This is a genomic window from Tianweitania populi (assembly GCF_014652875.1).
Taxonomy (GTDB): Bacteria; Pseudomonadota; Alphaproteobacteria; order Rhizobiales; family Rhizobiaceae; genus Tianweitania; species Tianweitania populi.
Genome location: NZ_BMZQ01000001.1, coordinates 1,676,954 through 1,702,410 on the forward strand (window position 1 = coordinate 1,676,954; position 25,457 = coordinate 1,702,410).

Annotated in this window: 22 protein-coding genes; 6 read left to right on the top strand and 16 right to left on the bottom strand. The window is 60.8% G+C overall.

The features are described 5' to 3' along the window. Nucleotides 1–51: 51 nt before the first annotated feature. The 3 genes from IE166_RS08190 (at nucleotide 52) to IE166_RS08200 (ending at nucleotide 4,252) form a co-directional block, all read left to right on the top strand. Complete coding sequence (locus IE166_RS08190; RefSeq protein ID WP_189502942.1) at nucleotides 52–1,560, top strand: sugar ABC transporter ATP-binding protein; 1,509 nt, start codon at nucleotides 52–54, stop codon at nucleotides 1,558–1,560. Next, a complete protein-coding gene (locus IE166_RS08195; protein WP_189502943.1) occupies nucleotides 1,557–2,567 on the top strand; it encodes an ABC transporter permease in 1,011 nt (336 codons plus the stop codon). Before IE166_RS08190 ends, IE166_RS08195 begins: the two co-directional genes overlap by 4 nt. A gap of 179 nt (nucleotides 2,568–2,746) precedes the next feature. Beyond that, the gene (locus IE166_RS08200; RefSeq protein ID WP_189502944.1) at nucleotides 2,747–4,252 is read left to right on the top strand and encodes a DASS family sodium-coupled anion symporter; all 1,506 of its coding nucleotides are present in this window, start codon (nucleotides 2,747–2,749) and stop codon (nucleotides 4,250–4,252) included. A 155-nt stretch (nucleotides 4,253–4,407) separates the two neighbouring features. Here IE166_RS08200 and IE166_RS08205 read toward each other — a convergent pair whose 3' ends face one another. From IE166_RS08205 to IE166_RS08280, 16 genes are all read right to left on the bottom strand, one after another. Beyond that, a complete protein-coding gene (locus tag IE166_RS08205; protein ID WP_189502945.1) occupies nucleotides 4,408–5,544 on the bottom strand; it encodes a response regulator in 1,137 nt (378 codons plus the stop codon). A 49-nt stretch (nucleotides 5,545–5,593) separates the two neighbouring features. Then, entirely contained in the window at nucleotides 5,594–6,820 is a 1,227-nt protein-coding gene (locus tag IE166_RS08210; protein ID WP_189502946.1) for a sensor histidine kinase, read from the bottom strand. Between the two features lie 68 nt (nucleotides 6,821–6,888). Further along, entirely contained in the window at nucleotides 6,889–8,079 is a 1,191-nt protein-coding gene (gene metK / locus IE166_RS08215) for a methionine adenosyltransferase (RefSeq protein ID WP_189502947.1), read from the bottom strand. A gap of 55 nt (nucleotides 8,080–8,134) precedes the next feature. Further along, the gene (locus tag IE166_RS08220) at nucleotides 8,135–9,052 is read right to left on the bottom strand and encodes a glycyl-radical enzyme activating protein (RefSeq protein WP_189502948.1); all 918 of its coding nucleotides are present in this window, start codon (nucleotides 9,050–9,052) and stop codon (nucleotides 8,135–8,137) included. 53 nt (nucleotides 9,053–9,105) lie between these two features. Further along, nucleotides 9,106–9,408, bottom strand: a complete 303-nt coding sequence (locus IE166_RS08225) for a BMC domain-containing protein (RefSeq protein ID WP_189502949.1) — start codon at nucleotides 9,406–9,408, stop codon at nucleotides 9,106–9,108. A 59-nt stretch (nucleotides 9,409–9,467) separates the two neighbouring features. Beyond that, nucleotides 9,468–11,135, bottom strand: coding sequence for an aldehyde dehydrogenase family protein (locus tag IE166_RS08230; RefSeq protein WP_189502950.1), 1,668 nt, complete (start codon nucleotides 11,133–11,135; stop codon nucleotides 9,468–9,470). Next, nucleotides 11,132–11,668: a GlcG/HbpS family heme-binding protein gene (locus tag IE166_RS08235; RefSeq protein ID WP_210312944.1), complete on the bottom strand. Its 537-nt coding sequence runs from the start codon at nucleotides 11,666–11,668 to the stop codon at nucleotides 11,132–11,134. The genes IE166_RS08230 and IE166_RS08235 overlap by 4 nt, the downstream gene beginning before the upstream one ends. A 2-nt stretch (nucleotides 11,669–11,670) precedes the next feature. Further along, nucleotides 11,671–11,952 carry a EutN/CcmL family microcompartment protein gene (locus IE166_RS08240; RefSeq protein WP_189502951.1) on the bottom strand — a complete coding sequence of 94 codons (282 nt, stop codon included), beginning with the start codon at nucleotides 11,950–11,952 and terminating at the stop codon, nucleotides 11,671–11,673. A 10-nt stretch (nucleotides 11,953–11,962) separates the two neighbouring features. Next, on the bottom strand, nucleotides 11,963–12,715 hold the full coding sequence (locus tag IE166_RS08245; protein ID WP_189502952.1) for a hypothetical protein: 753 nt from the start codon (nucleotides 12,713–12,715) through the stop codon (nucleotides 11,963–11,965). Then, a complete protein-coding gene (gene eutJ, locus IE166_RS08250; protein ID WP_189502953.1) occupies nucleotides 12,712–13,551 on the bottom strand; it encodes an ethanolamine utilization protein EutJ in 840 nt (279 codons plus the stop codon). The genes IE166_RS08245 and eutJ overlap by 4 nt, the downstream gene beginning before the upstream one ends. Before the next feature lie 13 nt (nucleotides 13,552–13,564). After that, nucleotides 13,565–14,248 carry a phosphate propanoyltransferase gene (locus tag IE166_RS08255; protein WP_189502954.1) on the bottom strand — a complete coding sequence of 228 codons (684 nt, stop codon included), beginning with the start codon at nucleotides 14,246–14,248 and terminating at the stop codon, nucleotides 13,565–13,567. A gap of 103 nt (nucleotides 14,249–14,351) precedes the next feature. After that, a complete protein-coding gene (locus IE166_RS20790) occupies nucleotides 14,352–14,915 on the bottom strand; it encodes a BMC domain-containing protein (protein WP_189502955.1) in 564 nt (187 codons plus the stop codon). Between the two features lie 17 nt (nucleotides 14,916–14,932). Then, nucleotides 14,933–15,769 carry a propanediol utilization microcompartment protein PduB gene (gene pduB, locus IE166_RS08265; protein WP_189502956.1) on the bottom strand — a complete coding sequence of 279 codons (837 nt, stop codon included), beginning with the start codon at nucleotides 15,767–15,769 and terminating at the stop codon, nucleotides 14,933–14,935. 47 nt (nucleotides 15,770–15,816) lie between these two features. Further along, complete coding sequence (gene pduA / locus IE166_RS08270; protein ID WP_189502957.1) at nucleotides 15,817–16,104, bottom strand: propanediol utilization microcompartment protein PduA; 288 nt, start codon at nucleotides 16,102–16,104, stop codon at nucleotides 15,817–15,819. An 87-nt stretch (nucleotides 16,105–16,191) separates the two neighbouring features. Beyond that, entirely contained in the window at nucleotides 16,192–17,331 is a 1,140-nt protein-coding gene (locus IE166_RS08275) for a 1-propanol dehydrogenase PduQ (RefSeq protein WP_189502958.1), read from the bottom strand. 103 nt (nucleotides 17,332–17,434) lie between these two features. Then, the gene (locus tag IE166_RS08280) at nucleotides 17,435–19,969 is read right to left on the bottom strand and encodes a glycyl radical protein (RefSeq protein WP_189502959.1); all 2,535 of its coding nucleotides are present in this window, start codon (nucleotides 19,967–19,969) and stop codon (nucleotides 17,435–17,437) included. An 843-nt stretch (nucleotides 19,970–20,812) separates the two neighbouring features. Between IE166_RS08280 and IE166_RS08285 the strand changes: the two genes are divergently transcribed. From IE166_RS08285 to IE166_RS08295, 3 genes are all read left to right on the top strand, one after another. Then, nucleotides 20,813–21,724 carry a permease gene (locus IE166_RS08285; RefSeq protein ID WP_189502960.1) on the top strand — a complete coding sequence of 304 codons (912 nt, stop codon included), beginning with the start codon at nucleotides 20,813–20,815 and terminating at the stop codon, nucleotides 21,722–21,724. Nucleotides 21,725–21,813: 89 nt separating this feature from the next. Next, nucleotides 21,814–23,013, top strand: a complete 1,200-nt coding sequence (locus IE166_RS08290) for an acetate/propionate family kinase (RefSeq protein WP_189502961.1) — start codon at nucleotides 21,814–21,816, stop codon at nucleotides 23,011–23,013. Between the two features lie 128 nt (nucleotides 23,014–23,141). Continuing rightward, nucleotides 23,142–25,385 carry a bifunctional diguanylate cyclase/phosphodiesterase gene (locus IE166_RS08295; RefSeq protein WP_244641363.1) on the top strand — a complete coding sequence of 748 codons (2,244 nt, stop codon included), beginning with the start codon at nucleotides 23,142–23,144 and terminating at the stop codon, nucleotides 25,383–25,385. The last annotated feature ends 72 nt before the right edge of the window (nucleotides 25,386–25,457 follow it).

Here is a 25,457-nt window from a genome sequence, read left to right on the forward strand (position 1 = left end):
GCTTGATCGAGCGCTTCCCCTTCCGTGCGCACGGTTTCAGGGGAACGGTCTATGCAGTCAGCCGATATCATTTTAGACCTGCAGGGTGTCGGGAAAATCTTTCCGGGCGTGGTCGCGCTCGAAGGGATCAGCCTTCAGCTTCGACGAGGCGAGACCCACGTCGTGCTGGGCGAAAACGGTGCCGGCAAGTCGACGCTCATCAAGCTGCTCGCCGGCATCTATCAGCCTGATTCCGGCGAGATCCTTTTGGACGGACATCCTTACAGGCCCAAAACGCCTCATGACGCGCAGGTTCATGGGATCCGTATCGTTCATCAGGAACTCAACCTGCTGCCTTATCTCTCGATCGCCGAAAACCTGATGCTGGAGCATCTTCCAAGGCGAAGGTTCGGGATGGTGGATCGAGCCGCGCTGAACCGCCACGCCAAGGACCTTCTGGCTCAGGTCGGTCTGGCCGTGGACCCTCGTACGCTGGTTGCCGAGCTTGGTGTCGCCCAGATGCAGCTGGTGGAGATCGCCAAGGCTGTTGGCTACGACAGCAAACTGTTGGTGCTGGACGAACCAACGGCAACCCTGACGCCGCCGGAAATCGAACGCCTGTTCGTCATCATCAAGCGCTTAAAGGCCAAGGGCGTTACGATCGTCTATATCTCACACCGGCTACACGAAGTCTTCGAGATCGGCGACCGAGTGACCGTTCTTCGCAATGGTCGACTGATCGAGACGAGTGACCTGGAGGGACTGACCGTTCCCCATCTCGTGCGCAAGATGATCGGCCGCGACATTGCCGACGAATATGGCTTCGACCCGGAGATCGTGCCGGGTGCCGTTGCGCTCGACGTCAAAGAACTGAAGCGAAAATCGGACTCGACGCCAGTCTCCTTCTCGGTCCGCCACGGCGAAATCGTTGGCGTCGCAGGGCTGGTTGGATCCGGACGCACGGAGGTGATGCGCGCGATCTTCGGCGCTGATGCTAAGACAGCCGGGGAAATCAGGGTCGAAGGCAAGCTGACGAAAATCGGTTCTCCGCGAGACGCCGTGAAGGCCGGCATCGGCTTCCTCACCGAGGACCGAAAGAGCCAAGGGCTGCTCCTCGACATGCCCGTAGATATTAATTGCACGATCACCGACCTGAAGAAGGTATCGCGAAGCGGGTTGCTGAATCGACGCGAAGAAAGGTCTGCATCAGGCAAACTGGTGAACCAGCTGCGGGTCAAGACGGCTTCCACCGACACACCGGTGCGCAACCTGTCCGGCGGCAACCAGCAGAAGGTCGTTCTCGCCAAATGGCTGTTCCGGGGCACGTCCACCCTGATCCTCGACGAGCCGACACGCGGCGTCGATGTCGGCGCGCGACGTGAAATCTATCAATTACTGTGGATGTTGGCTGCTGCCCAAAAGGCGATCGTCATGGTTTCCTCCGACCTGCCCGAACTGATCGGCATGTGCCATCGCATCATCGTTTTTTCCAACGGCAAGCTTGTGGGCGAGTTGCCCCGGTCGCAGTTCGACCAGGAACGGATCCTGTCGCTAGCCTATCAGGAGCATGTCCAGTCATGACCGACCTGCCCACTTCTCGCGACCGTAATCCCACTGCCGACCGCTTCAAGGTGAAGCGCTTCCTTTTACGCGACGCCGGCGTCTTTCTGGCGCTGGTTGTGATCACCGCCGTCTTCTCGTTCAGCGCGCCCTACTTTGCCACGTCGGGCAACGCGCTCAAGATCTTCGTCCAGATCGCCATCAACACGGTGCTTGCCGCCGGCATGACCTTTGTCATCTTAACCGGCGGTATCGATCTGTCTGTTGGCTCGGTTCTGGCGCTTTGCACTGTGGTCGGCGCGCTGATCATGACGTCGGGCATGGAGCCCGCTTTGTCGATTCCGTTGGCAATCCTGGCCTGTATCGCAATGGGCGGAGCGTGTGGATACATCAACGGCAGGGTTTCGACCTACTGGAGGGTGCCGTCGTTCATCGTCACTTTGGGTATGCTCAATATCGCGGCAGGTGCGGCGCGGGTGGTGTCCGACAACTCCACCATCACCGGTTTGCCCCAAGGCTTCGTTGATTTCGGTAACCTGATCATTGGCGGCTTTCTACCTTCGATCTTCTTGGTCGCGGTCGCGGTGATCGCCGTCGGCTGGTTCATCCTCCGCTTCACGGTTTTTGGCCGCATGATCTATGCCGTCGGCGCCAATGACGAAGCAGTGCGCCTGTCAGGCCACAATCCCGATTCGTACAAGATTGCCGCCTTCACCATTTCCGGCGTCACCGCAGGCGTGGCGGCGATCGTTTACCTGCTGCGCTTGAACATCGGCAGTCCGATCGCTGGCGTTGGCTATGAGCTGAACGCGATCGCAGCCGTCATCATCGGCGGCACCAGCCTGTTCGGCGGCAAAGGCTCCATAATCGGCACCCTGGCCGGCGCCTGTATCCTCCAGGTCCTGGCCACTGGTCTTCAACTGCTGGGCATTGGAGACAACTATAAACCGATCATCATCGGCGCCGTGATCATTCTTGCCGTAATCGTCGATACCTATCGCGAGAAGCTGTTGCGCAAGATGAGGTAGCTCATAGCAGAATGCGAAGTGTGTCCATCAAAGGTCCGCATCAAGTTCGGACCAGATTGTGTCGCCAATTTTCTCATCAGGTTTGATCGACATCAAGGGCACCAAATCCCCGGTGTGCGATCCCCAATACGGGAGGTCAGAAAGCGGGCGGTTGCCTGCGATGTCCGAAGGACACGGAAGTGCTTACACATGCTACGGCGGTATACCGCTACTTGAAGGAGGCAGTCCCCTTCAAGATCATCCCAGCCGTGATTACAACAGTCGTGCTGTTGACCCTGCTGGCCATTCCAGCGCCTGCCGGCCTCGACGAAAATGGCTGGGTTATGCTGGCGATCTTTCTCACCACGATCCTGGCGATCATCCTGAAAGTCATGCCGATCGGCGTAATGGCGCTGATGGCGATCGTCATCGTTTCGCTGGCCAAGGTAACGTCACCGACCTCGAAGGCCGCTGTTGCCGACGCCCTCAGCAGCTTTGCCAATCCCCTGATCTGGCTGATCGTCATCTCGATCCTGATCTCTCTTGGCCTAAGGAAAACGGGGCTTGGCCGTCGCGTCGGCCTCATCTTCATCGCCCTTCTGGGAAAGCGCACGCTCGGAATCGGCTACGGGCTGGTGTTCTGCGAGCTTGTGCTGGCGCCATTCACGCCCAGCAACACGGCGCGTGGCGGCGGCATCATCCATCCGATCATGAAGTCCATCGCCAACGCGTTCGATTCGGATCCCGCCAAGGGCACGCAAGGCCGTGTCGGCACCTATCTTGCGCTGGTGAACTATCATGCCAATCCGATTTCTTCGGCCATGTTCCTGACCGCGACCGCTGCCAATCCGCTTGCCCTGGACTATGTCTCCAAGGCTACGAACGGTGCGCTTCACCTGACCTGGACAACTTGGGCGCTGTGCATGCTCGTACCAGGCCTCGTGGCCATGTTCGTCATGCCGCTTGTGTTGTTTGTGCTTTCGCCTCCAGAACTCAAGAAGACGCCTGACGCCGTCACCTATGCCCGTGGAGAACTGGCCCTCATGGGTCCGGTATCGCCCAAAGAGCTGATCATGATCGGCACGTTCCTCATGCTGCTTGTTCTATGGGCAAATGTTCCGGCCATGATTTTCGGGGCCGCATACACGCTCGATCCGACCATGGTGGCAGTCCTCGGTTTGTTTGCCCTGTTGATTACCGGCACGATCGACTGGAATGACGTTCTCGGAGAAAAGAGCGCCTGGGATACGCTGATCTGGTTCGGCGCGCTGGTCATGATGGCCGATCAACTGAACAAGCTTGGAGTCATTGCTTGGTTTTCCGAGGGAATGAAGAACGCCATCGTGACGGCCGGGCTTTCCTGGCAGCTTACGGCTGCGGTTCTTGTCCTCATCTTCACCTTCGCGCACTACATGTTCGCAAGTGCCACAGCCCATGTCAGCGCCATGATGCTCGCCTTCCTGCTGGTCGGCGCCAGCCTGATACCGGCCGAATACCAGGCGCCTTTCATGCTGATGATGGTGGCCGGCTCGACGATCATGATGACCTTGACCCATTATGCCACGGGCACATCGCCGATCATCTTCGGCAGCGGCTACATCACCATGGGCAAGTGGTGGGGTGTGGGCTTCGTGATGTGCGTCATCGAACTGGCGATCTTCGCCGTGGTCGGCGGCGTCTGGTGGCGCGTTCTCGGCTACTGGTGACACGCCAGTCGCCGGCCACGAACTGACCGACGCCAATGTTCGGTCAGTTCGCACTCCGACTTCGATGCAAAAACCAAAAGGGCGATGATCAACTCATCGCCCTTTCTCTTACGGAAGTATGCTCGACTTCAGTTGATTGAAGAACCGCTGGCCGCTTACTGCACGCCGACTGCTTGATCCTCGCCGCCGCTTCCAGCCGCAGGCTTGTGAAACTGGCGCCGATATTCCGAGGGTGACACGCCAACCTCCTTCTTGAAGGCTTTGCAGAAGTAGTTGGCATCCGTGTAGGACAGGTCCAGCGACACGTTGGTAATGGGCAGATCGCTGTTTTGCAGCAGTTCCTTGGCACGCTCCATACGTTGTGCCTTGAGGTAGGAAATGAAGGTCATATTCATTTCCTTGCGGAACAACCGGCTGAGATAGCACGGGCTGACATTGGCGAAATCGGCCGCGTCTTCCAGTGAGATACCCTTTTGGACATTGCGCTCGATGAAGTGTAGAACCGTCTGGATCCGCTGTGCTGCCGGTCCGCCACGTTCGTCGCTGGCTTCAAACAGCATGTCCGTGACCTGGCTGAACAGTTCCTGGACCTTGTAATGGCTGCGCGCATCGAGCCGTTGGCTGCCGAGTTCATCCACCTGGCGCGCAAGAACCGGCGGGAGATCGCGCCCGGACTGCGCGAGGATGTTGATCAGGATTTCGATGAGGTCGAGGACGTCGTGACGCGGAGCGGTTTCGCGATGCGCGTAGATCGTTTCCAGCCGCCGCCGCACCAGCTTCAAACAGTCGCGATAGGCGCGCTGTTCGACATGAGCGAGGATGCGCTCACGAATATTCTTGCCGTCTTCGCCGGGATCAGCGAGCGGCTGCGCCACCTCGGCTGAGCTTTTGTCCGGATGGAGTTCGGCCTGGGATTGTGCGATGGCTGAAGCTTGGCAATTGCGCACGGCTTCGAGCAACGCCTCGGTCCTCACCGGCTTCAGCAGAAAGCCGTCGGCCTTGAGCTGGATCGCAGATTGCATGATCTCAAAGTAGTCATAGGCCGTGACGATCAGAACCTTGGTCGGCAAATGCCGGTCGCGGATCATCTGCAGAAGTTCCATCCCGTTGGGACGTGGGATCTTGATGTCGAGCAGGATGAGGTCGATTTTCTGCGTATCCAGCAGGTGCAGAGCTTCGGAGCCGTTTTTCGCCTCACCTACGATATGAACGTCTTCGATGTTGCGCTCGAGGATAGATCGCACGGCACGGCGTTCCAGTTCCTCGTCTTCTACCAGGGCGATGTTGAACATTGATCTTCCAGTATGGGATGCGGCGCGAGGGTTGTGACGGCGGAAGCCGTCAGAACTCGGCGGGATCGAACGTCATGGGGAAGCGCAGCCGCACCAGCGTGCCGCGTCCGTGGCGATAGGGGCTGACAATCTCCAGCCCGTGATCGGCACCGAAATAATAGCGCAGCCGGCTGTCGACATTGTAGATGCCAATGCTCTTGCGATCGCCATGATCCGCTTCGCCGCGCAACACTTCCTGCTTGCGCTCAGGCGTAATGCCGTCACCATTGTCTACCACGTCCACGATCAGGTCGGCGCCATCGGTGTAAGCGGTCACATCGATCAAGCCGCCGCCTTCACGCGGTTCGATCGCATAGTTGATGCAGTTTTCAACGATGGGCTGCAGAACCATGAAGGGACAAAGGACCTGCATGAACTCTTCCGGCACGTTCAGCGCGAACTCGAACCGGTCGCCGAGGCGCAGCTTCAGGAGGTGCAGGTAGTTGCGCATGTGGTCGACTTCCGTGCGCAAGGGCACGAATTGCGAGCCGTTCTTCTTCAGGATGTAGCGCATCATGTCCGAGAAGGCGTAGACGGTATTCTCGGTCTGCTTGGCATCCTCGACAAGGGCGAGGCGTCCAATCGTGTTCAAGACGTTAAACAGGAAATGCGGGTTTACCTGATAGGACAAAGCCTGCAGTTCGGCCTCGCGCAGAAGCTTTTCCAATTCGGCGCGCTTCTTCGACTCTTCGGCCAGGCGCAAATTGTTGGCGTAGAGTTCCTCCGTGACACCTTTCGAGTAGCTTTCCTCGACGATGTGGGAAGCGATGTAGAAGAGGGAATAAGCGGCCGAGCGGAGCCTTTCATAGGTCACTTCGGCAACGCGGCTGTGCAGTTCAAGCAGTTGCGGATCCTCGCTCCACGACGCTTCCGTGGGGAAGATGTCCGAAAAGTCCACGAGGCCGGGCGCAACTTCATCCGGGGCAAGCTTCACCTGGCCACAGATCACTGCGCCAAGATACTCACCCCGCACGATGATCGGTGCTGCGAAATCCACCAGCTGGGCATGGCACCTGTAGATCGAGGGCTCACCGGTCGAAAGGGCGGTCTTTCCCCCAACAGCATCACAGTGGAAACAGCGTCCGCGCCATTCGCCACGTGCGCGGACCGATTGGCAGAAGCTGGAAAATCCTGACGGCTTGGTGACCGGCACGCCTTCGGGATCGACGATCACCATCGCCACCCCGACTGCGACGCTGAAATTGTCCTGAACCTTCTGGAGCATATCGGTGCTCATCAGTTCAAGAAGGCGTTTGCGCTGAGCGGCCGCTGCGACCGCTGCCTCGTCAGGAACGCTATAGGCCTTTACTGCAAGGAGTTCGGGGAAAAGCGCCCGTTCGAGGATGGTACTCCGCAGAGCTTCCTCAGTTTCTCCGCTCGATCCGTTCGTTCCCATGGCCACACCTCAGTCATTCGTCCGAAGTGACCATACGAGGCGGTTTTTTCAAAAATGGGACGGCGTAGCTGAAGTGCTTCGATCATCCCTGACACGCTGAGTGGAAAAACTTCGCGTATCACTTCCGCAAGTGAGTCCGTATCGACCTTCGAATTACCCTCGAGCGATACACCAACCATTTCAGGGGTTTTCTGACCTATCGCAAATGCGAGCGAAATTTCGCACTTTTTTGCGAGCCCGGCCGCCACAACGTTCCTGGCGATGTAGCGGGCCATGTAAGCGCCGGTGCGGTCGACTTTCGTGGCGTCCTTGCCCGAAAATGCGCCGCCGCCATGACGGCCAATCCCGCCATAAGTGTCGACGATGATCTTGCGCCCGGTCAGCCCCGTATCGGCAGCAGGCCCGCCTTTCACGAAGCGGCCGGTTGGATTGATGAGAATGCGCGTGTCGCGCCGCAGCCACGGTCCCATCACAGGTGCGATGACCTCGGTAATCACACCGCGCAAGAGATCTTCCTGCGAAACGTCGTTTGTGTGCTGTGTGGAGACGACGAGCCCGATCAAACGTTCCGGCTTGCCTTCGGCATCATGCGCGAAGGTCACCTGCGCCTTACCGTCAGGGCGCAACCAAGGCAGCAACCCGCTCTTACGCGTTTCGGCCAGCTTCTCCGTCAGCCGATGCGCATAGTGGATGGCCACGGGCATGGAGCTTTCGGTTTCGTCGGTGGCGTAGCCATAGAAGATGCCTTGGTCACCGGCGCCGAAATCGTCGTCCTGCACAACGCCCTGCGCGATGTCGGGCGATTGTTCGTGCAGATCGGTCAGGATGAAGCAGGTATCGGCATCGAAGCCCAGATCTGGATCCGTGTATCCAATGCGTCGGATCACGTTGCGGACGATGCCGAGCACGTCGACCTTGGTGTTTGACGTGATCTCGCCAGCCACATGAACCACATTGCCAGACACCATGACCTCAGCCGCAACCCGCGCCATCGGGTCCTGCGCCAGATGCGCGTCGAGGATTGCATCCGAGATTTGGTCGCACACCTTGTCGGGATGGCCTTCCGTGACGGACTCGGACGTCGTGTAGCGTGCGACCATGGTCGCCTCCTGTCTTCCGTCGGGAGCTTCCCTGCCCCCGACCTACCTATTCCCGTCAGCCGCCGATAACGCAGTTGAAGCCTAGTTCCTCGACCACGGCCTTGAACGGCGCCATGTCTTCCGGCGTCAGGTTCGGCGCATCGCACATCGGATAAGGGCGTCCGAGTAGCTCGTACTTGTTCTCGCCATAGGTGTGGTAGGGCAGCAGATGCACCGTGTTCACGCCCGGCATGAGCTTGGCGAAATTGCCGATGGCCGAGATCGCCTGGACATTGTTATTGACGCCCGGCACCACCGGAATGCGCACGACGACATGGGTCAGCGCAGCGATGCACAGCGCGTTCTCCAAAATGATGCGGTTGTCGATGCCGGTGGCTGCCTGGTGAACCGCCGGATCGATCGACTTGAGGTCCATCAGCACATGATCCACATGCGGGATCACATCACGCACGATCTCGCGCGTGGTGCAGCCAGTGGTTTCCATGGCCGTGTTCCAGCCCTGCTCATGGCAGGCCATCAGCAGCTGCTTGGCAAAGGCATGCTGGAACAGCGGTTCGCCACCGGAAAGCGTGACGCCTCCCCCTGAACGGCGATAATGATGAGCATCCTTGCGCAACTCCTGCATGACCTCGGCCACGCTCATCCGCTTGCCAACGCGCTTCAGCGCCTCGGTCGGGCAAACCTTCGTGCACTCACCGCACTTGATGCACTTCTTGCGATCCACAAAGCCGGGATTCTCGTATGCCAGCGCGTTTGTCGGACAGACAGGGATACACTGGCCGCACTTGATGCAGGCCGAAGGACGGAAGAACAGTTCGGGTTCGGGATTCTGCGATTCCGGGTTCGAGCACCACAGGCAGCGCAAGGGGCAACCCTTGAGGAAAACGATGGTGCGGACGCCCGGACCGTCATGGATGGAATAGCGCTGGATGTCGAATACCGTGCCTTCCTTCTCATAGTCGATCGTGTTCATGGATGTATGCCTTTGCTTGCCGTGCGGCGCCCTGAGGGCACCGGCGCAGCGTTCTAGAATGCGGCCTTCTGCACGCTTTCGATGGTTTCCATCGCCAGCTTCACGGAGGATGTTTCGCCAAGGACGGCCAGCGACGTGACGTGCTGGGGGCAAGTGCCGTAGATCTCGACCGCGAAGACGTCGGCGGCTTTCAGCGCCAAGTCCGAGAAGTAGAAGAGATCAGCCACGGACACCTGCATCAATCCGATGGAGTCCACACGATTGGCCTGAACCCAGGCGCGACCATGTGGCGGCATGCGACGCTGCAGCATCTGCAAAGCGTCGGGATGCGGGGCGTTGATGATACGGTGCGTCATAACTGATCTCCTCGATTATGCTTTTCCCGGTGTTTGCCGGGCTGAAGCCCTTTCCCGCCTCAGCGGACGTTGAGCGCCTCGGCCATCACGCATTTGCGACGGCGGGCAAACGACTTCGGCGAAGTCAGGCCCTCGCCGGTTGGTCCGGCGATGGTGAAGGTCGTGTAGCCCTCGCCGCCGACGCCGATGCCGGCATAGGACGGGCCGTTCTTCACGAAGATCGTGGTCTGGATCAGCTTGGCCATCTTCGTCATCTTGCGGACGTTGGTGGAGTGGATCATCGCGGTGTGGCGGTTGCCGTTTTCCAGTTCGACGGCAAGGTCGATCGCCTCGTCGACATGGGCCGCACGCACCAGCGGCAGGATCGGCATCATCAGTTCTTCGCGAACGAACAGGTGTTCCTTCGGCAGTTCGATCAGGATGACGCGGATCTCGGGGCCGACGGTGATGCCGACCTTGTCGAGCAGGTAAACGGCGCTCTTGCCGACGCAGTTTGTCTGCGGCCCGCCCTTGGGCGTCAGAACCAGCTCTTCGAGCTTCTTGATGACTGCCGGATCCTTGACGAGATAGGCGCCGTTCTTCTGCATCTGCGAAATCAGGAAGTCGGCGATCTGAGCGACCGCGATCACTTCCTTTTCGGCGATGCATGGCAGGTTGTTGTCGAAAGAGCAGCCATTGACGATGTCCTTGGCGGCCTTCTCGATATCGGCGGTTTCATCCACCACAACCGGTGGATTTCCGGCACCGGCACCGATCGCCTTCTTGCCGGTCGACAGCACCGTCTTGACGATCGACGGGCCACCGGTGGCAACCAGCATCCGCACCTTGGGATGGGTCATCATCGCATTGGTGTTGTCGATCGAGGGAGCCTGCACCGTGACCACCAGGTTTGCGGGCGCGCCGAGGGTGGCGAGCTTGCGGTTGATCATCTTCACAGCCAGGAGCGATACGACCTTGGCGCGCGGATGCGGGCTGAACACGGCCGAGTTGCCGGCTGCCAGCATGCCGATCGAATTGCAGATAATCGTTTCCGTGGGGTTGGTCGTCGGCGTGATGGCGCCGATCACGCCGAAGGCGGAATATTCCACCAGCGTCAGACCATCGTCGCCGCTGACCGCTTCGGTCTTGAGGTCTTCGATGCCCGGCGTCTTCATCGCGGCCAGACGGTTCTTGATGATCTTGTCTTCGGCATTGCCCATGCCGGTCTGCTCGACCGTCATGCGCGAAATGCGCTCGAGAAAGGCCTGATCGGTGAAGACTTCGCGAATGCCGTCGACGAAGCTCTTGCGAGCCGACATCGAGCAGAACACGTATTGGCGATACGCTTCGGCAGCGGCCTCGACGGCCTCGTCCATGGTTGCGAAGACGCCATCGCCGAGCGTTACGGCTTCTTCATCGGAGATCGAGAAGGACACCAGTCCATCTGTCGGTTCGCAACCGGTGCAACCGGTGCAATCGGTTCCGCCAGTCGGGCAATGATCGCTGAAGGGTGTGATTGCCAGTGGCTCAGGCTTGGGAGCCGCCTTCGTGCCGGCCATTTCCGCCATGATGCGGGCGACGGTGTCGTCGATCGAAGACGATGCAGCAGGGGTAGCCGGCGCAGGAGCCGGGGCGCGAGCGGGGGCGATTGGAGCGGCGGTTGGCGCCGGGACAATCGCCGAAACGGGGGAGCCCGAGAAGCCGGCGAGTACGCGGCTGACGGCGTCGTTGATGTCTGTGTCGTTCATAGTCCTGTTCCTTCCTCGGGGAGCGTTCCCCTTGCTTCGGAAAATGTATTGAGCGCATGGCGAGCGATGATCATGTCCTCGTCCACTGTGCCGCCACTGATGCCGATCGCGCCGATCACGACGCCGTCGACGCGGCAGGGAATGCCCCCGCCGAAAAGAACCACCTGCCCCCCATTCGGCCCGCCGGTCTGTCCGACACCGAACAGCATGCCGCCGGGTTGCGCCTTCTGACCGAGCTCATCCGAGCCCATGCGGTAGGCCGCGGCCGTCCAGGCCTTGCCCTGTGCAAGCTGGGTGCTCGCAGGCAGGCTGCCTTGCATGCGATGGAACAGGATCAGGCCGCCTTGCGCATCGGCAACCGCGATGCAAACGGGGAGGCCCATGATGCGGGCGCAGGCTTCCGCGCCTTCCGCCAGCAGCTGCGCATCGGCAAGCGTCAGGCTGCCAGGCGCGGTTGATGGGAGCTGCCGGAGCTTGGTGAGTTCGGCGCGCAGCACCGTTGCGATCCGGTCCATGTCAGGGGCGACCGTCACGATCAGACCTCCACCTGCCCATCGGTTTCGACCGTATCGACGATCCCCACGATGCAGGCATCCACCACCGAATTCTGCAGCGTGCCGGCGCGGCGACCGGCGCTGCCGGTGGTTACGATGACGATTTCGCCCTTTCCGGCGCCCACCGTATCGATGGCGATGGAGGTGCTACCCGCCGGCTCCAGCCGCTCGTTAAGACGTGCGACGATCAGAAGGATCGAGCCCGACAGGCTGATGTCCTTGGTGGTTGCGACCACCCGTCCGATGACCTTGCCTAGATACATGGTCTTGTTCTCACTCTCTCACGAGCCGGATTTCACGGCCGCGCAGTTCTTCTGCTGCGGCCGGCGTCACGATCACGCCCTGGCCCAGATGCAGTTCGGTTTCGGCGAGGCCGCGCGCTTCGCGCAGGCCGAACACGCCGGATTGTTTGATGGTGGCCGATGCTTTCAACACGGCGGCCTGCCTCAACGGTGCCGCTGCCCCCGTGACCGCGGATGCAAGCCGGGCAGCCCAAGGCAGCTCGATCCCGTAGTCCGCAAGCGCCTGCAGGTGCCGGCTCATCGTCGCTTGGTAAGCGGGCGTCGGCAGCAGTCCGCGTTCGCGGCGGTCACGGCTGCCGGGGCAGACGCCGTCACGGGCGGCGATGATGCGGCTGCCGCGTTCAATCGCGCCTTGCATCAGCGCCGAAAGCGGTTCGTCGGCAATGCCGAGCGCGACCTTGGCGGCAAGCGTGATGCTCAGCGCCGGAACCAGCACGAGTGCATTGCGCGCCAGAAGATCACCGACCGCACCATTGGCGCCCGCCGCGTTCAGATCTGCAAGCCGTCCATTGCCGAGCCACAGCGCTTCCGGTGCGCACATCACTTCAAATGACCAGCCCGCACCACGTAGTTGGCGCAATTGGCCGAGTGCAGCGTCAAGGCCGAGGTCGATCCCTGCAAACAACACCAGCGCCGAGCGCGTGCGTTCGCGCATCCGCTCGATAATGCGGTCGGACAGAAGATCGATAAGGATCCGGTTGAGCCTGTCGTCGAGGTGCGTCATTGCCGCCCCCCATTGTCGAACATGGCGATGCCAAGCGGGGTCACCAGCAGCGGCTCTACCGGTTTGATGACGCGGCGGCCGGTATGTTGGGCCATGACCGCCTCGAACTCTGTGAAGGAGCAGGCGCCGCCAACCACATAGATCGTTTTCACGTCAGGGTGGTTTGCCAGGAACCGGGCCACGATCGTCGACATCTTGTCGACCACCGGACGAACCAGCGCGAAGACGTCACGTTCGTTGCGTGGATCGAGCTTCTCGATTTCCGCGTCTTCGAACAGGAGTTTCTTTGCGCCAGCCAGCACCAAGGTCATGTGCGTGCCGCCGGTTGCCTCGTCGAAGACGGCGATCACTTCGCCATTCTTCAGAACCGAGATCCCCGTCGTGCCGCCGCCGACATCGACCACAGCGCCATCTTTCACGCCCAGAAGCCGGGCGGCAGCGGTGGGTTCGTCGACGATCTCGACAAGGTGCAGATCGGCAGCCTCGACGACGTTGCCGATGGCCTTTGCATTGCCGGGACGAATGCCGGGCGGAATGGCGGTGGCGGCCTGTTGCAGCGGCTGACCGAGGCGCTGTTCCAGATCCGCCTTCATCTTGCGGACGGCGTGAACTGCGCCGATGTAATCAACCACGATCCCGTCCCGCACAACGGTCGAGCGGAAGGTGGCGCCGGCAACCGGGTTGTTCTGCGCATCCGTGACCGCGAGCACGAGATTGGCCGTGCCCAGGTCGACACCCACCTTCAGCGGGCCGGGTGCCCGGTCCGACGCGGGCACGACCGTGCCTTTGCGGACCAGTTTCCCAAATGCCTGAAGTTTGTTGTCGACGATGGACATGGGTTTCTTCCGCTCAGGCCTTGCGAATGCGCACGAGCACGTTGTTCTTTAGCCCGAAGGCGTTGGCTTCCTCGACATCGATATGCATCTCGGGAAGAGAGGCCTCTGCGGCCCGGATCGTCACGTGGTTCATGATGCCGCCGCGCACGCCATCGACGATGACATCGACTTCGTCGCCGTTCTTCACGCCGAGCTTTTCGGCATCGGACGGCCGCATGTGGATGTGGCGCAGCGCAACGATCACGCCGCTGTCCTTCTTCACCGTGCCGTAAGGGCCGACCAGTTCGACGCCGGCACTTTGTTCCAGCTTGCCTGACATGCGCATCGGCGGCTTGATGCCGAGCGTGAAACCGTCGGCGATCGAAATCTCGATCTGGGTTTCCTTACGCAGCGGACCAAGGACGCGAACCTTCGCGATCTGGCCCTTGGGTCCGCGCAGCACGAGCGTTTCTTCGGCGGCATACTGGCCCGGCTGTTTCAGCGCGCCCATGCGCGTGAGGTTTGAACCCGGGCCGAACAGCGCATCCATATCGGCGCGCGAAAGATGGATGTGGCGGTTGGAAACGCCGATCGGCACCAGCCAAGGATCCGTTTCCGCCGTGGTCTCGTTCTTCTGGCCGGTTTCTGCGGCCGCTGCCAGACCCTGCGCCAGAAGTCTGGCGACGATTTCATCGAGCACCGAGCGCGTGATTTCCATTTTGTCTTGTCCTGCTCATCCTGCCCGGCGATCTGGTCGGGCGTCTTTCGGAGCCTGCAGGCGGATTGGTTTCAAGCCGTTCCGCCGGCTGGCGTGGTCTGCGTTATCGCCTACGCTGATGTCTATCCGGCCGCTGGGGTGGTGTGCTTTGCGGCAGATCAATTGGCTCGGAAACATCGGTCGGCGGTGGCGGATTTCCGTAGGCCGTCGGTTCTGCGAAGGTGGGTTCGATCACCGGCGAAGCGGGCGTTTCAGCCTGGCCGGAGGTTTCGGATGGTGCCGTTTCGACAACCTGCGGGGTTGGCGCAGGCGCGGCCGAAGGCTCTTCCTGCACCGCTGTGGCGACAGGTTCGGCGCGGGTTGGTTCGGGACGCTTGATCCCGACGGTTTCGCGGCTGTCCACGATTTTCGTGAGATCCAGGGAGGGCCGTGCGATGACCCGGGTTGCTACAACCTGTCCCACACGCGCGGCCTCCGCTTGCGCGGCGGAAATGGCAGCCTGGACGGCTCCCACGTCACCGCGAAGTTTGACGACCGCCATGCCGTCGCCCTTGCTCAGTTCGTAGCCGACAAGCGTGACATTGGCCGATTTCACCGCGGCGTCCGCGGCAGCGATGGCCGCTGCCAGGCCGATCGTCTCGATCAATCCAAGACTTTCCTGCGACATGACGGTCTCCTTTCAGTTCAAATGTACGGCTTGGTCGCGGATGCGACGGGAGCCGGGTCGAGCGTGCCGAGGACCTGCTTGCCCACGTCGCGCGCAGCGCGGATAGCCTGGCGAACGGCGCCGGAGTCACCCGAGAACATGAAGATCGCCTCGTTCGAGTAGCTCGTGCCGCCATTGCCCGGCGTCGCGTAGGCGACAGGCACCACGGTTGCGGCCTTGGTGGCGGTGTCGGCCATCAAGACGCCGATTGCAGCGGGGCAGCCGACGGTGATGCCGAAGGCCTGGCCGATCGGCGCGCCGAAAGCCTTGTTCAGCGCGAAGCTGGCACGAGCGGTGTACTGGAACTCCAGATGCCCGGCCGGCGTGCCGTAAACGTCGCCGAAGGTGCGGTCGAGTTCCGACAGCGTGACTTCAACGGCGCGGCGGGCGTCGGAAACGTCTTCGGCTCCGAAGACGATCAAGCTGCCGTGGCCGCCGCCGCCTTCCGTATCGCGCGGCAGTTCGATCAGAACCACTTCGCTGTTGGTGGCTTTTACGGCTTCGTCGGCTGCAAAGATCTGCGGGCCGGCGCCGGTGCGTCCGCCAACGATGCCGATCGACCGGTACTTCTTGTCGATCTTCATCTGCTCGTGAAGCAGCGGGTCCACATTCGCGATCACCAAACCGACCGTGTGGCCGTTTGCGGTGCCGACGAATTCGGTCAGGTTGCAGGCTTTAGGGGCCGTTGCAGGGGCCGCCTTCGGAGCGGCCGGTTTCTCAGCGGCGGGGGCTGGCGCTGCGGACGGGGAGCTTTCGCTCCCGCCCATCTTGCGGATCACCTCGTCCATGAGTTGTTCGACAAGATCGTTTTTCATTGCCGATTCTCCTAGTTGCGTTCAGGGTTCAGACTTCAGCCTCTTGTTCAGGCAGAAGCCTTCTGTTCCGGCAGGATCTTCTCGACTTCCATGTGAGGGCGAGGAATGACGTGGACGGACACAACGGTGCCGACCTTTTCGGCAGCCACGGCACCGGCGTCCGTTGCGGCCTTGACCGCGCCGACGTCACCACGAACGATGACGGTGACCAGGCCCGAGCCGATCTTTTCGTAGCCGATCAAGGCAACGTTGGCAGACTTGACCATAGCGTCAGCGGCTTCGATGGCGGCAACCAGACCTTTGGTTTCGACCATTCCGAGTGCTTCTTGTTGCATAATTTTAGTCCTTGCTTTGCGTGTTAAGTTGTTGATGTGATTGACCGACTTTCGGGAGATGCTCTAACGGGCACCTTTCCTTCGGTCTTAGCCCCCGGCCCGTTCGAGGAGCATCTTCAGCTCCGCGTGAGTGGGCCGGCGTGGGTTTCCTGTGGTGCAGGCATCTGCCAGGGCAGCTGTCGCGATGTCCGGGATGGCCCGGCGATACTCCTCATGATCCATGCCGAGGCCGCGAAGCGTCGGCGCGATCGAAAAGCGTGTGTTCAGGCCCTGGATGGCGCGGATCAGTGCGATGACGCCGGCCCGTGAGCTGGGAACATCGAGGCCGATCCGCACCGCAATGCGGGCGTAACGGTTGAGCGTTTCGCGGCACGCCGGCGCGTCGTCTTCAAGGCCGGCATTCCAGGCGATGACATAAGGCATCAGCACCGCATTGATGCGGCCGTGAACCAGATGCATGCGCGCGCCGATGGCGTGGGCCAGACCGTGGTTGATGCCCAAGCCCGCATCCGAGAAGGCGAGGCCTGCCAGGCAGGATGCCTGATGCATCGCATCGCGGGCCGCCATGTCATTGCCGTCGGCATAGGCCTTGGGCAGGTTGGCGAAAGCGAGTTCGAGCGCCTTTTCAGCAAACGCATCGGTGAAGTTCGATGCGCCCACCGCCACCACGGCTTCGATCGCGTGGGTGATGACATCCATGCCGGTGTCGGCCGTAACCTTGGCCGGTGCGGTGCGGACGAATTCAGGATCGAGGATCGCCACGTCCGGGATCATGTCTCGCGAAATCAGCGGGAACTTCCGGCCGTTGTCCGGGTCCGAAATCACGGCGAAGGCCGTCACCTCGGAGCCTGTGCCGCTAGTGGTCGGAATGGCCACGAAGCGGATGGTCCGCGACGGATCCTGCGACCTGACCACGGCAACGATCGCCTTGGCCGCATCGATGGGCGAGCCCCCACCCAGCGCCACCACCACGTCCGGACCGAATTCGGCAAAGATGCCGGCGCCCTTGGTGACCGTGGCAATCGGGGGCTCGGGAATGGCCTCGTCGAAGACCTTAACCTCGCAACCGTCGAGATGAGCAAGCACGCGGTCGAGGGGACCGGATTTCGCCATGAAGGCGTCGGTGACTATCCCGACCTTCTGGCCGCGATAGGCCTGCAGCCGATCGAGCAGCCCTTCGCCGAACACGATCTCGGTCCGGGGGGAAAAGCTTTTGAAGGTTGGCATCGGATACCCTGTTTCGTCAGTGTTGGTGGAAGGTCGCGGGCCAGGCTTCGTGTCGGCCCGCGCTTTTTCCTTTGACCGGTCCTCGAAAGAACCGGTCCTTGCATCAGCCGAAGGATTGTTCCGTGCGGCTGATGATGTCGTCCTGCACTTCCTTGGCGAGCACCACGAACTGTGCGGAGTAGCCGGCCACGCGGACCACCAGATCGCGGTGCGCTTCGGGATCGGCCTGCGCTGCCAGCAGCGTCTTGCGGTCGATCACGTTGAACTGCACGTGCATGCCCTTCTGGTCGAAGTAGGAGCGGACGAGCGAAGCGAAGTTTCGCAGACCGATGTCACCCGCAAGCGCGGAAGGCAGGAACTTCTGGTTGTAGAGCGTGCCGTTCGAGGCGATGAAGTGATCGAGCTTGGCCACCGAGTTCGCAGCAGCCGTCGGACCGAGCCGGTCCTTGCCCTGGCGAGGCGACACACCATCGGCGAGCGGTGCCTTGGCCGGCCGACCGTCTGGCAGAGCGCCGACATCCTTGCCGAATAACACGTTGGCCGAAACCGGGTAGATACCGGCCTGGAACTGGCCGCCCCGCGGATTGGTGTATTTCTCGACTTCCTTGCAATAAACCTGAGCGCAGTGACGGGCGATCAGATCCACATCGTCATTATCGTTGCCGAAGGCTTCGGCGGAGTCGAGCAGGCGGCGGACGCCCTCATATTTCGACGACCCGGCTGGCACTGTCTGCGTTGCAAGCGTGCGATAGACCTCGTCCTTCAGCGTTGCCACGTCGACCGACTTGTTGGATGCCAGCACCTTGCGCACGGCTTCCTGGATCTGGCCTTCCGTCAACTCGCCACCGGCGGTGTTCGGCTTGCCACCGAGTGCCAGGCCGAAGTTTGCGTCGAGCGCTTCCTTCAGTTCGGCCATCGTCATCTTCTTGTCGTCGAAGACGAACTTCTTCATGGCGTAGACGGAGTCACCGGTATCGGCGACACCGAAGGCCTGTGGTCCCGTGAAGTTGTAAATCGCTCCACCTTCCGCCACCGACTTGCCGCGACCCATGCAGTCTTCGACCATGGGCGACAGGAAGGGCAGCGGAGCGCGTTCCGCATGGGCGAGGTCGACGCAGTTGTCGGCTTCGGCCAGATGCTTCACGAAGAAGGCCATCTGCTTGTTGAAGGCATCGTAGAAGTCGTCGATCGACGTCCAGCTCTTGGCATCACCGGTAACCGGACCGAGCTGGGTATCGCCAACCTTGCCGTTGTTCAGCGTGATTTCCAGAACCTTCGCGACGTTGAAGAACGCGGCATCGTGCCAGCCTTCCGTCTTGTGGATCGCCTGCGGCTCGACGCAGCCGACGATGCCGTAATCGCGGGCATCGGCCAGCGAAACGCCGCGGTTCTGAAGCGACGGGATGATCACCTCGTCATTATAGACGGCGGGGACACCGAGGCCGAGACGAACCACTTCGGCAGCGCGATGCAGGAACTCGTCAGGCGTGCCCTGCCAAACGCGGATCGAGAAGGACGGTGCCGGCAGGCGGCAATGTGCCGTTGCTTCCATGCACATATAGGACACGTCGTTGGTGGCATCGCGGCCATCCGGCGTTTGACCGCCGACGCACAGGTTCTGGAACACCGCGTAACCGGCGAAAGCCTGTGCCGACACTTCATCGCGCGTCTTGTTGACGTCGTTCAGCTTGATCCAGATGCAGTCGATCAGTTCCTGCGCGAATTCGCGGCTGATGGACGTATCGGCCTTCAGGAAGGGATACATATACTGGTCGAAACGGCCGGGAGAGATCGAGTGGCCGCTGGATTCGATCTGCAGCATGCACTGCACGAACCACATCGTCTGACAGGCTTCCCAGAAGTTCGAAGCCGGATATTCGGGGACCTTCGTGCAGTTCCTGGCGATCTGCTCGAGTTCAGCCTTGCGGGTGGGGTTGCTTTCGGCCTTGGCCAGTTCCGCAGCCTTCGCGGCATAGCGATGGGCGAAATCGATGGCAGCCTTATAGGAGATGATGACGGCGTTATAGAACTGCTGCTTCTTGATATAGGACGGATCCATGAGATCGAGCATTTCGATATGCTTGATGGCCTCGGCGATGATGCCGCGGAAGCCGACATTCAGGATCTTGCCGTAGTCGACGCAGACATGGCCGACGCCGCCATAGAAGTAGTTGCCGACCGTGAACACGCCGTTGGCGATGCAGTCCTTGGTCTTTTGCGACATGTAGGACGAAGCAAGATCGCTGGTTGTGCGGCCGGGCCAGTATTTGAAGGCTTCGCGCAGCTCATTGGCTGTCTGCGCCGGGATCTCGAACGGATCGGCGAGACGTGTCGCCATCGTCTCGAATTCCTTTTCGACCCAGTCGAACGAGAATTCCGGGCAGATTTCGGTGGAGCGCGGATTCTTGGTGATTGCGCCGACGATGAGTTCGTCTTCGCGAATGGTCACCGGCAGCTCGTTGAAGAGCTTCTCGACGACCCGGGCACGCCGCAGGATCGGAGGCAGGCCCTCGGTGGCCTTGTAGGCGTCGGTCGCGAGCACCGCACGCTCCGACTCCACATAGGGTCGGGCTTCGATGATCTGCTTCTTCAACCGCTTGACGCGGTCGGTTGGTTGGGAAAATCCTTTTTCGATCATTACGACCTCCAGTGTGGTGAACGTCCCGAGCCCTCGTGGCGGGGAGCGTGTTGATCAGTTGAGGATGTCAGGAGCGACGCGATGCAGGATGGTTCGCATCGGATGGATGCCTTGGCGCGGGGCTCGTAGGCATCGTGTTGTCGTTGGAATTCGCCATGGTTTTCACCGTCCGGCGCAGTCGTCGTTAGGCCGCGTCTTGTGAGTAAAAGGTAGGCCCCGGCACCTCAGAGGGTCAACGCGACGGCCTTGACCAGCACGGGTAAAGACTTGACCTGGCAGGGAAATCCTCAGAACCCATTCAAATCACTGAGTTTCCAGCGACGTCCTTTGGGAAAAGCCGGACAGGCTTGCGAGCGACTGATTTTGACCAGATGTTTTCTTGTCCTCGCAGAACAAGTTCGCACCTGTCCGGGATGCCTGAAGGACAGGCGACAAGTGCTAAGTGGACACGACCTGGGCACAACTGCCGCACCTTGCACAGCAGTCCCGGCGACTCGGCGCTGAAATTGTTGCAGTTTTCGGAAAGGGGAAAGTTTCGCCGGGGCCCGCGCCACAGCGCGACAAGAAACTACCCTTGCAGGCCAAAACCATCACGTTGACCGTCTCGACATCGCCTCAGTAATTTTGAGGCCGATCAACACCCCGATTTCGGGATCGACCTCACACATCTTGGCTCAGACGGATGCGTCGGTGGGAGCTTGCCGCTCCCCAGCTGCCATTGTGTGCGTAAACCCCAGCTGAGAGTGCCTGATCAGGCCGCAAAACCATGCGACCTCCCGCAACGTCAATAAAGGGACTTCGGCCAAGCCAACACGCGGCGGCCGCACATCCCGGGAGACTAACATGACAGCACTCGGGCTCCTCGTCGCCTTTGGCGGCGGGATATTCGGCGCAGCCATCGGCGCGCTGCCGGCATTTTCCTTTGTGGGCATTCTGACAATGCTCGGCGTCGCCATCCAGCTGGCGGTTGCCCCTGACGCCACCGACTTCTTCGGCGTCCCGTTCGGCGTGTTCGGGCCCCATGTCGGTGGCTTCGCGTCCGGTGTCGCGGCGGCGGCTTACGCAGCCAAGAAAGGCAAGCTGGATACCGGCCGCAACATCGTCACCGCCGGCATGGGATTGAACAGCCCCGACGTGCTGCTGGTCGGCGGCATCTTCGGCGCAATTGGATACCTGATCTTCTGGCTGCTGACCTTCATCCCGAACTTCTCGCCCACGCTCGCCTGGACCGACCTGCCCGGCATGACCGTGGTCATCTCCGCCTTCATCGCCCGCTTCGCCTGGGGCACGTGCGGCCTGTGCGGCAAGGCGGAACCAGGCACGAAATTCTTTGCGCCGACCGATGCCACCATGTGGCTGGCGTTTCAAAGCCATCGCGGCCAGTTGCTGATGATCGGCATCGGCGGCGGTCTTCTAGGCGGCTGGCTCGGCGTGACCTATGGCACGCCCGGTGCGCTGCTTGCCTTCGGCATCGCCGCCTCGAGCCTTCTTTTCCTCACTCTCGGCGTTCTCACACCTGTAACGCACCACATCATGCTGCCCGCCGCCATCGTCGGCGCTTCCTCGGGCAGCATTCTATGGGCGGCCATCGCCGGGCTCGTCTGCGCCTTTGTCGGTGAATTCTTCGCCCGCCTGTTTCTCTGCCACGGCGACACCCACATTGACCCACCAGCCTGCACCATCGCGCTGATGGTGATGGTCTTCAACGGCCTCACCTTCCTCGGCTTCTGGACGCTCGTTCCGCTGCCGGTCTGATCGGGACCCGCTTGATCGAGGTCTCTGCGGCGCGGCTATTCCTCCCACCCTGGCCGCGCCGCCATCCGTTTTCCCAAAGGATTTTCTCCATGATACTGACGATCAACTGCGGCAGTTCGAGCCTGAAATACCAACTCTACAGCGCCGATCTGGCTGAGGTGATCGCGTCCGGCATCATCGCCAAGATCGGCGAAGCCGGCGGTTATGCCGACCACAAGGTCGATGACGGTAAGACCCGGATCGTCAGAGACATTGCCGACCACCAGGCCGCGTTCACGTTGATGATGGAGAACCTCCTGTCGCCCGACATCGGCGTCATCACCGAGCCGGCGCAGATCATAGCTATCGGCCACCGCGCCGTGCATGGCGGCTCGACATTCGTTGAATCGGTCATCGTGGATGACCAGGTCATGGAAGGACTCCGCGCATGCTCGACCTTTGCGCCGCTGCACAACCCCTGCAACATCGCTGGCATCGAGGAAGCGATGCGCCTCTTTCCAGGAACACCGAACGTGGTGGTGTTCGACACGGCCTTCCATCAGACGGTCCCCCAGCACGCGCATGTCTACGCCCTGCCCTATGAGCTTTGCACCGACCACGGCATCCGCCGCTACGGCTTCCACGGAACGTCCTGTCGCTATGTCAGCCAGGCGGCGGCCGATATCCTCGGCCGGCCGATAGAAGCGCTGTCGATGGTAATCTGCCATCTCGGCAACGGCGTGACGATCGACGCTGTGAAAGGCGGTCAATCGGTGGATACCAGCATCGGCTTCGGCACATTCTGCGGCATGCCGATGGGCACCCGCGCCGGCGACTTCGATCCAGCCATCATCTTCCATCTCGTGAAAACGCTCGGCATGAGCCTCGATGAGGTCGAGGCCATTTGCTACAAGAAGAGCGGCCTGCTTGGACTGTCCGGCCTTTCCAACGACATGCGCGAAGTCTGCGAAGCAGCGGCTGCCGGCAACAAGCGATGCCAATTGGCGGTCGACGTCTTCGTGTACCAGCTGCGCAAGCAGATCGGCGCCTATGCCGCCGCCATGAACGGGCTCGACGCACTCGTCTTCACGGCAGGGATTGGCGAAAACAGCGCCGAAATCCGCAAGCTCGTTTGCTCCGGCCTGGGTGTTCTTGGCATTGCGATCGATGAAGACCTGAACCAGATCGCCCGCAATGGACATCCCGACATCAGCGCAGCAGACGCCCGTGTCGCCACCCTCGTCGTGCCGACCGACGAAGAGCGCATGATCGCGACCGATACGCTGCAGCTGACGATGCAGAGGGCTTAAACCCACTTCGCGAACGGTAACGATTTCGCCGGAAGTCTGCTCTCCAGGGAAATGTTGCTCGAAACATTGGCAGACCGATCACGAACACTAGGGTAGCCCTTAATAAATCGCGCCTAGGCTGCGCGTGAATGGGGTTGGACCTTGGCATGGCTGGCGTGGCGGAAGTATCAATGGTGCGGCACTTCCTCATCAAAACAGCACTGCCGATTATCCTGGCAGCGCTCGCTGCCGCCGCTCTGGTCAGTGCCGTTCTGTTCTGGTCGAGCTTTCGTGCCGACCGGATCTCCATTGATCGACAAACCAGCTTGATGCGCCTGGTGATCTCCCAGGCGCAGGAGAGCGTCGCGCATGATCAGGAAAGCGCGACCGTCTGGGATGATGCGATCCGCGGCGTCAAGGAAAATGACCCCGAATGGATGGACGCCAACCTCGGCGCATGGATGCACACCTATTTCGGGCATGACGGCGCTTTTGTTCTCGACCAAGCCGACGTGCCAACCTACGCCTTCATCGATGGCAAGGTGTCTCCTGCAGGTCCCGCCTTTTCGGACATATCCGCTCAGGTTCTTCCTTTGACGGCGCAGTTGCGACGTGATCTTCAAACCCTCGATGACGAAAGCATCACCGGCGAGCACACGCCAAGCCCCGGCATCACCGATCTCGCGATCGTTCACGGCCACCCCACCATCATCAGCGTCGAACCCGTTGTTTCCGATTCCGGCGAGATCAGGCAGGAACCTGGCACGGAATATCTGCATGTCGCCTTGCGCTACCTGGACGGCACCTTCCTCGACGATACCCGCGACGAGTACCTGTTCGATGGACTCCGCTTCAGCTGGACTTCCGACACGGCGTCGCATGATGCAGACGAGCCGTTGATGTCCAAGGCAGGTCAGCCTGTTGGCCATCTCATCTGGTTGCCCTTCCGGCCTGGCTCTGCCGTCATGTCCTTCATGGCGCCTGTGCTGGGGCTGCTCTTTCTCATCACGGCAGCCGTGCTGGCTTTCCTCATCATGCGCCTGCACAAACGCTCGGTGACGCTGCAGGCCAGCGAAGCGGAAGTTCGCCATCTCGCCTTGCACGACACGCTGACGGGCGTCGGCAACCGACTGACCTTCAACAACGGGCTCGATGACCTGCTGCTTGGTCGCGAAAAGACCGACCAGTTGATCGCTGTGCTGTACCTCGACCTTGACCGCTTCAAGCATGTGAACGACACACTGGGTCATCCGACCGGCGATGAATTGATCCGGCAATTTGCCGAGCGCCTGAACAAGATCATCCGGTCTCGAGATCTGATCGGCCGCGTAGGTGGCGACGAGTTCACCATCGCGCTCACGAATGTGGAAAGCGTCAAGTTCGTGGAAGGTGTTTGCGAGCGCATCATCGACGCAGTCAGCCAACCGTTCAACATCGACGGCAACCACATCAATGTCGGTGTTAGCATCGGCGTGTCGCTCGCGCCGCTTCATGGTTCCACGCGCACCGACCTTCTGCGCAAGGCCGACATCGCCCTGTATCATGCAAAAGGCGGCGGTCGCGGACGCTACGCCATCTTCGGCCAAGCCATGGACGCACTGGTTCAGGAGCGTCGCGCCGTGGAGCATGATCTGCGCATCGCCTTGGAAGGAAACGACCAGATCGTCGTGCTTTTCCAGCCTTTGTACTCCGCCGGCACCCGCCGCATCACCGGCGTCGAAGCGCTTGCCCGCTGGCACCATCCGACCAAAGGCTGGATCACTCCGGACGCTTTCATACCCGTTGCGGAAGATACCGGTCTGGTGGAACAGCTTGGAGATCGTGTTCTGCGCGCTGCCTGTCAGGCCGCCCGCGGCTGGGGCGCGATCAAGCTCGCCGTCAATGTGTCGGTGGTAGAACTTCGTAACCCGCTTTATCCGATGAAAGTCGCCAACATCCTGATGGCGACCGGGCTCAATCCTCACCAGCTCGAATTAGAGGTGACGGAAAGCACTCTGACCGACGAAAATGGGATTTGTGCCGCCAACATTGAGGCCCTTCGCGAACTCGGTGTTCTGATAGCGCTGGATGATTTCGGCACCGGCTTCTCCTCCCTGAGCCGTCTTCAAAGCCTGGCTGTCGACCGCATCAAGGTCGACAAGAGCTTTGTGCAAGGTCTGGGCACGCCTGGCAGCAGCGACGCGGCCATTGTTGAAGCCATCATCAAGCTCGCACAGGCAACCGGCTTGAAGACCACGGCCGAAGGCGTGGAAACCATCGAGCAGGAAGAACACCTGCAACGCGCCGGCTGCGACGATCTTCAGGGCTTCCTGATGTCCAAACCCGTAAGCGAAGTGGAATTATCCAAACTGCTGCAGTCGCAGGACGAACAGAAGCGCGAAAAAGCTTCATGATCGGGAGCCAGACGCTCATTCACTGAGCATTTCTGGTGGATTGGCCGACCCAATCAGGTGATCAAAGGTCAG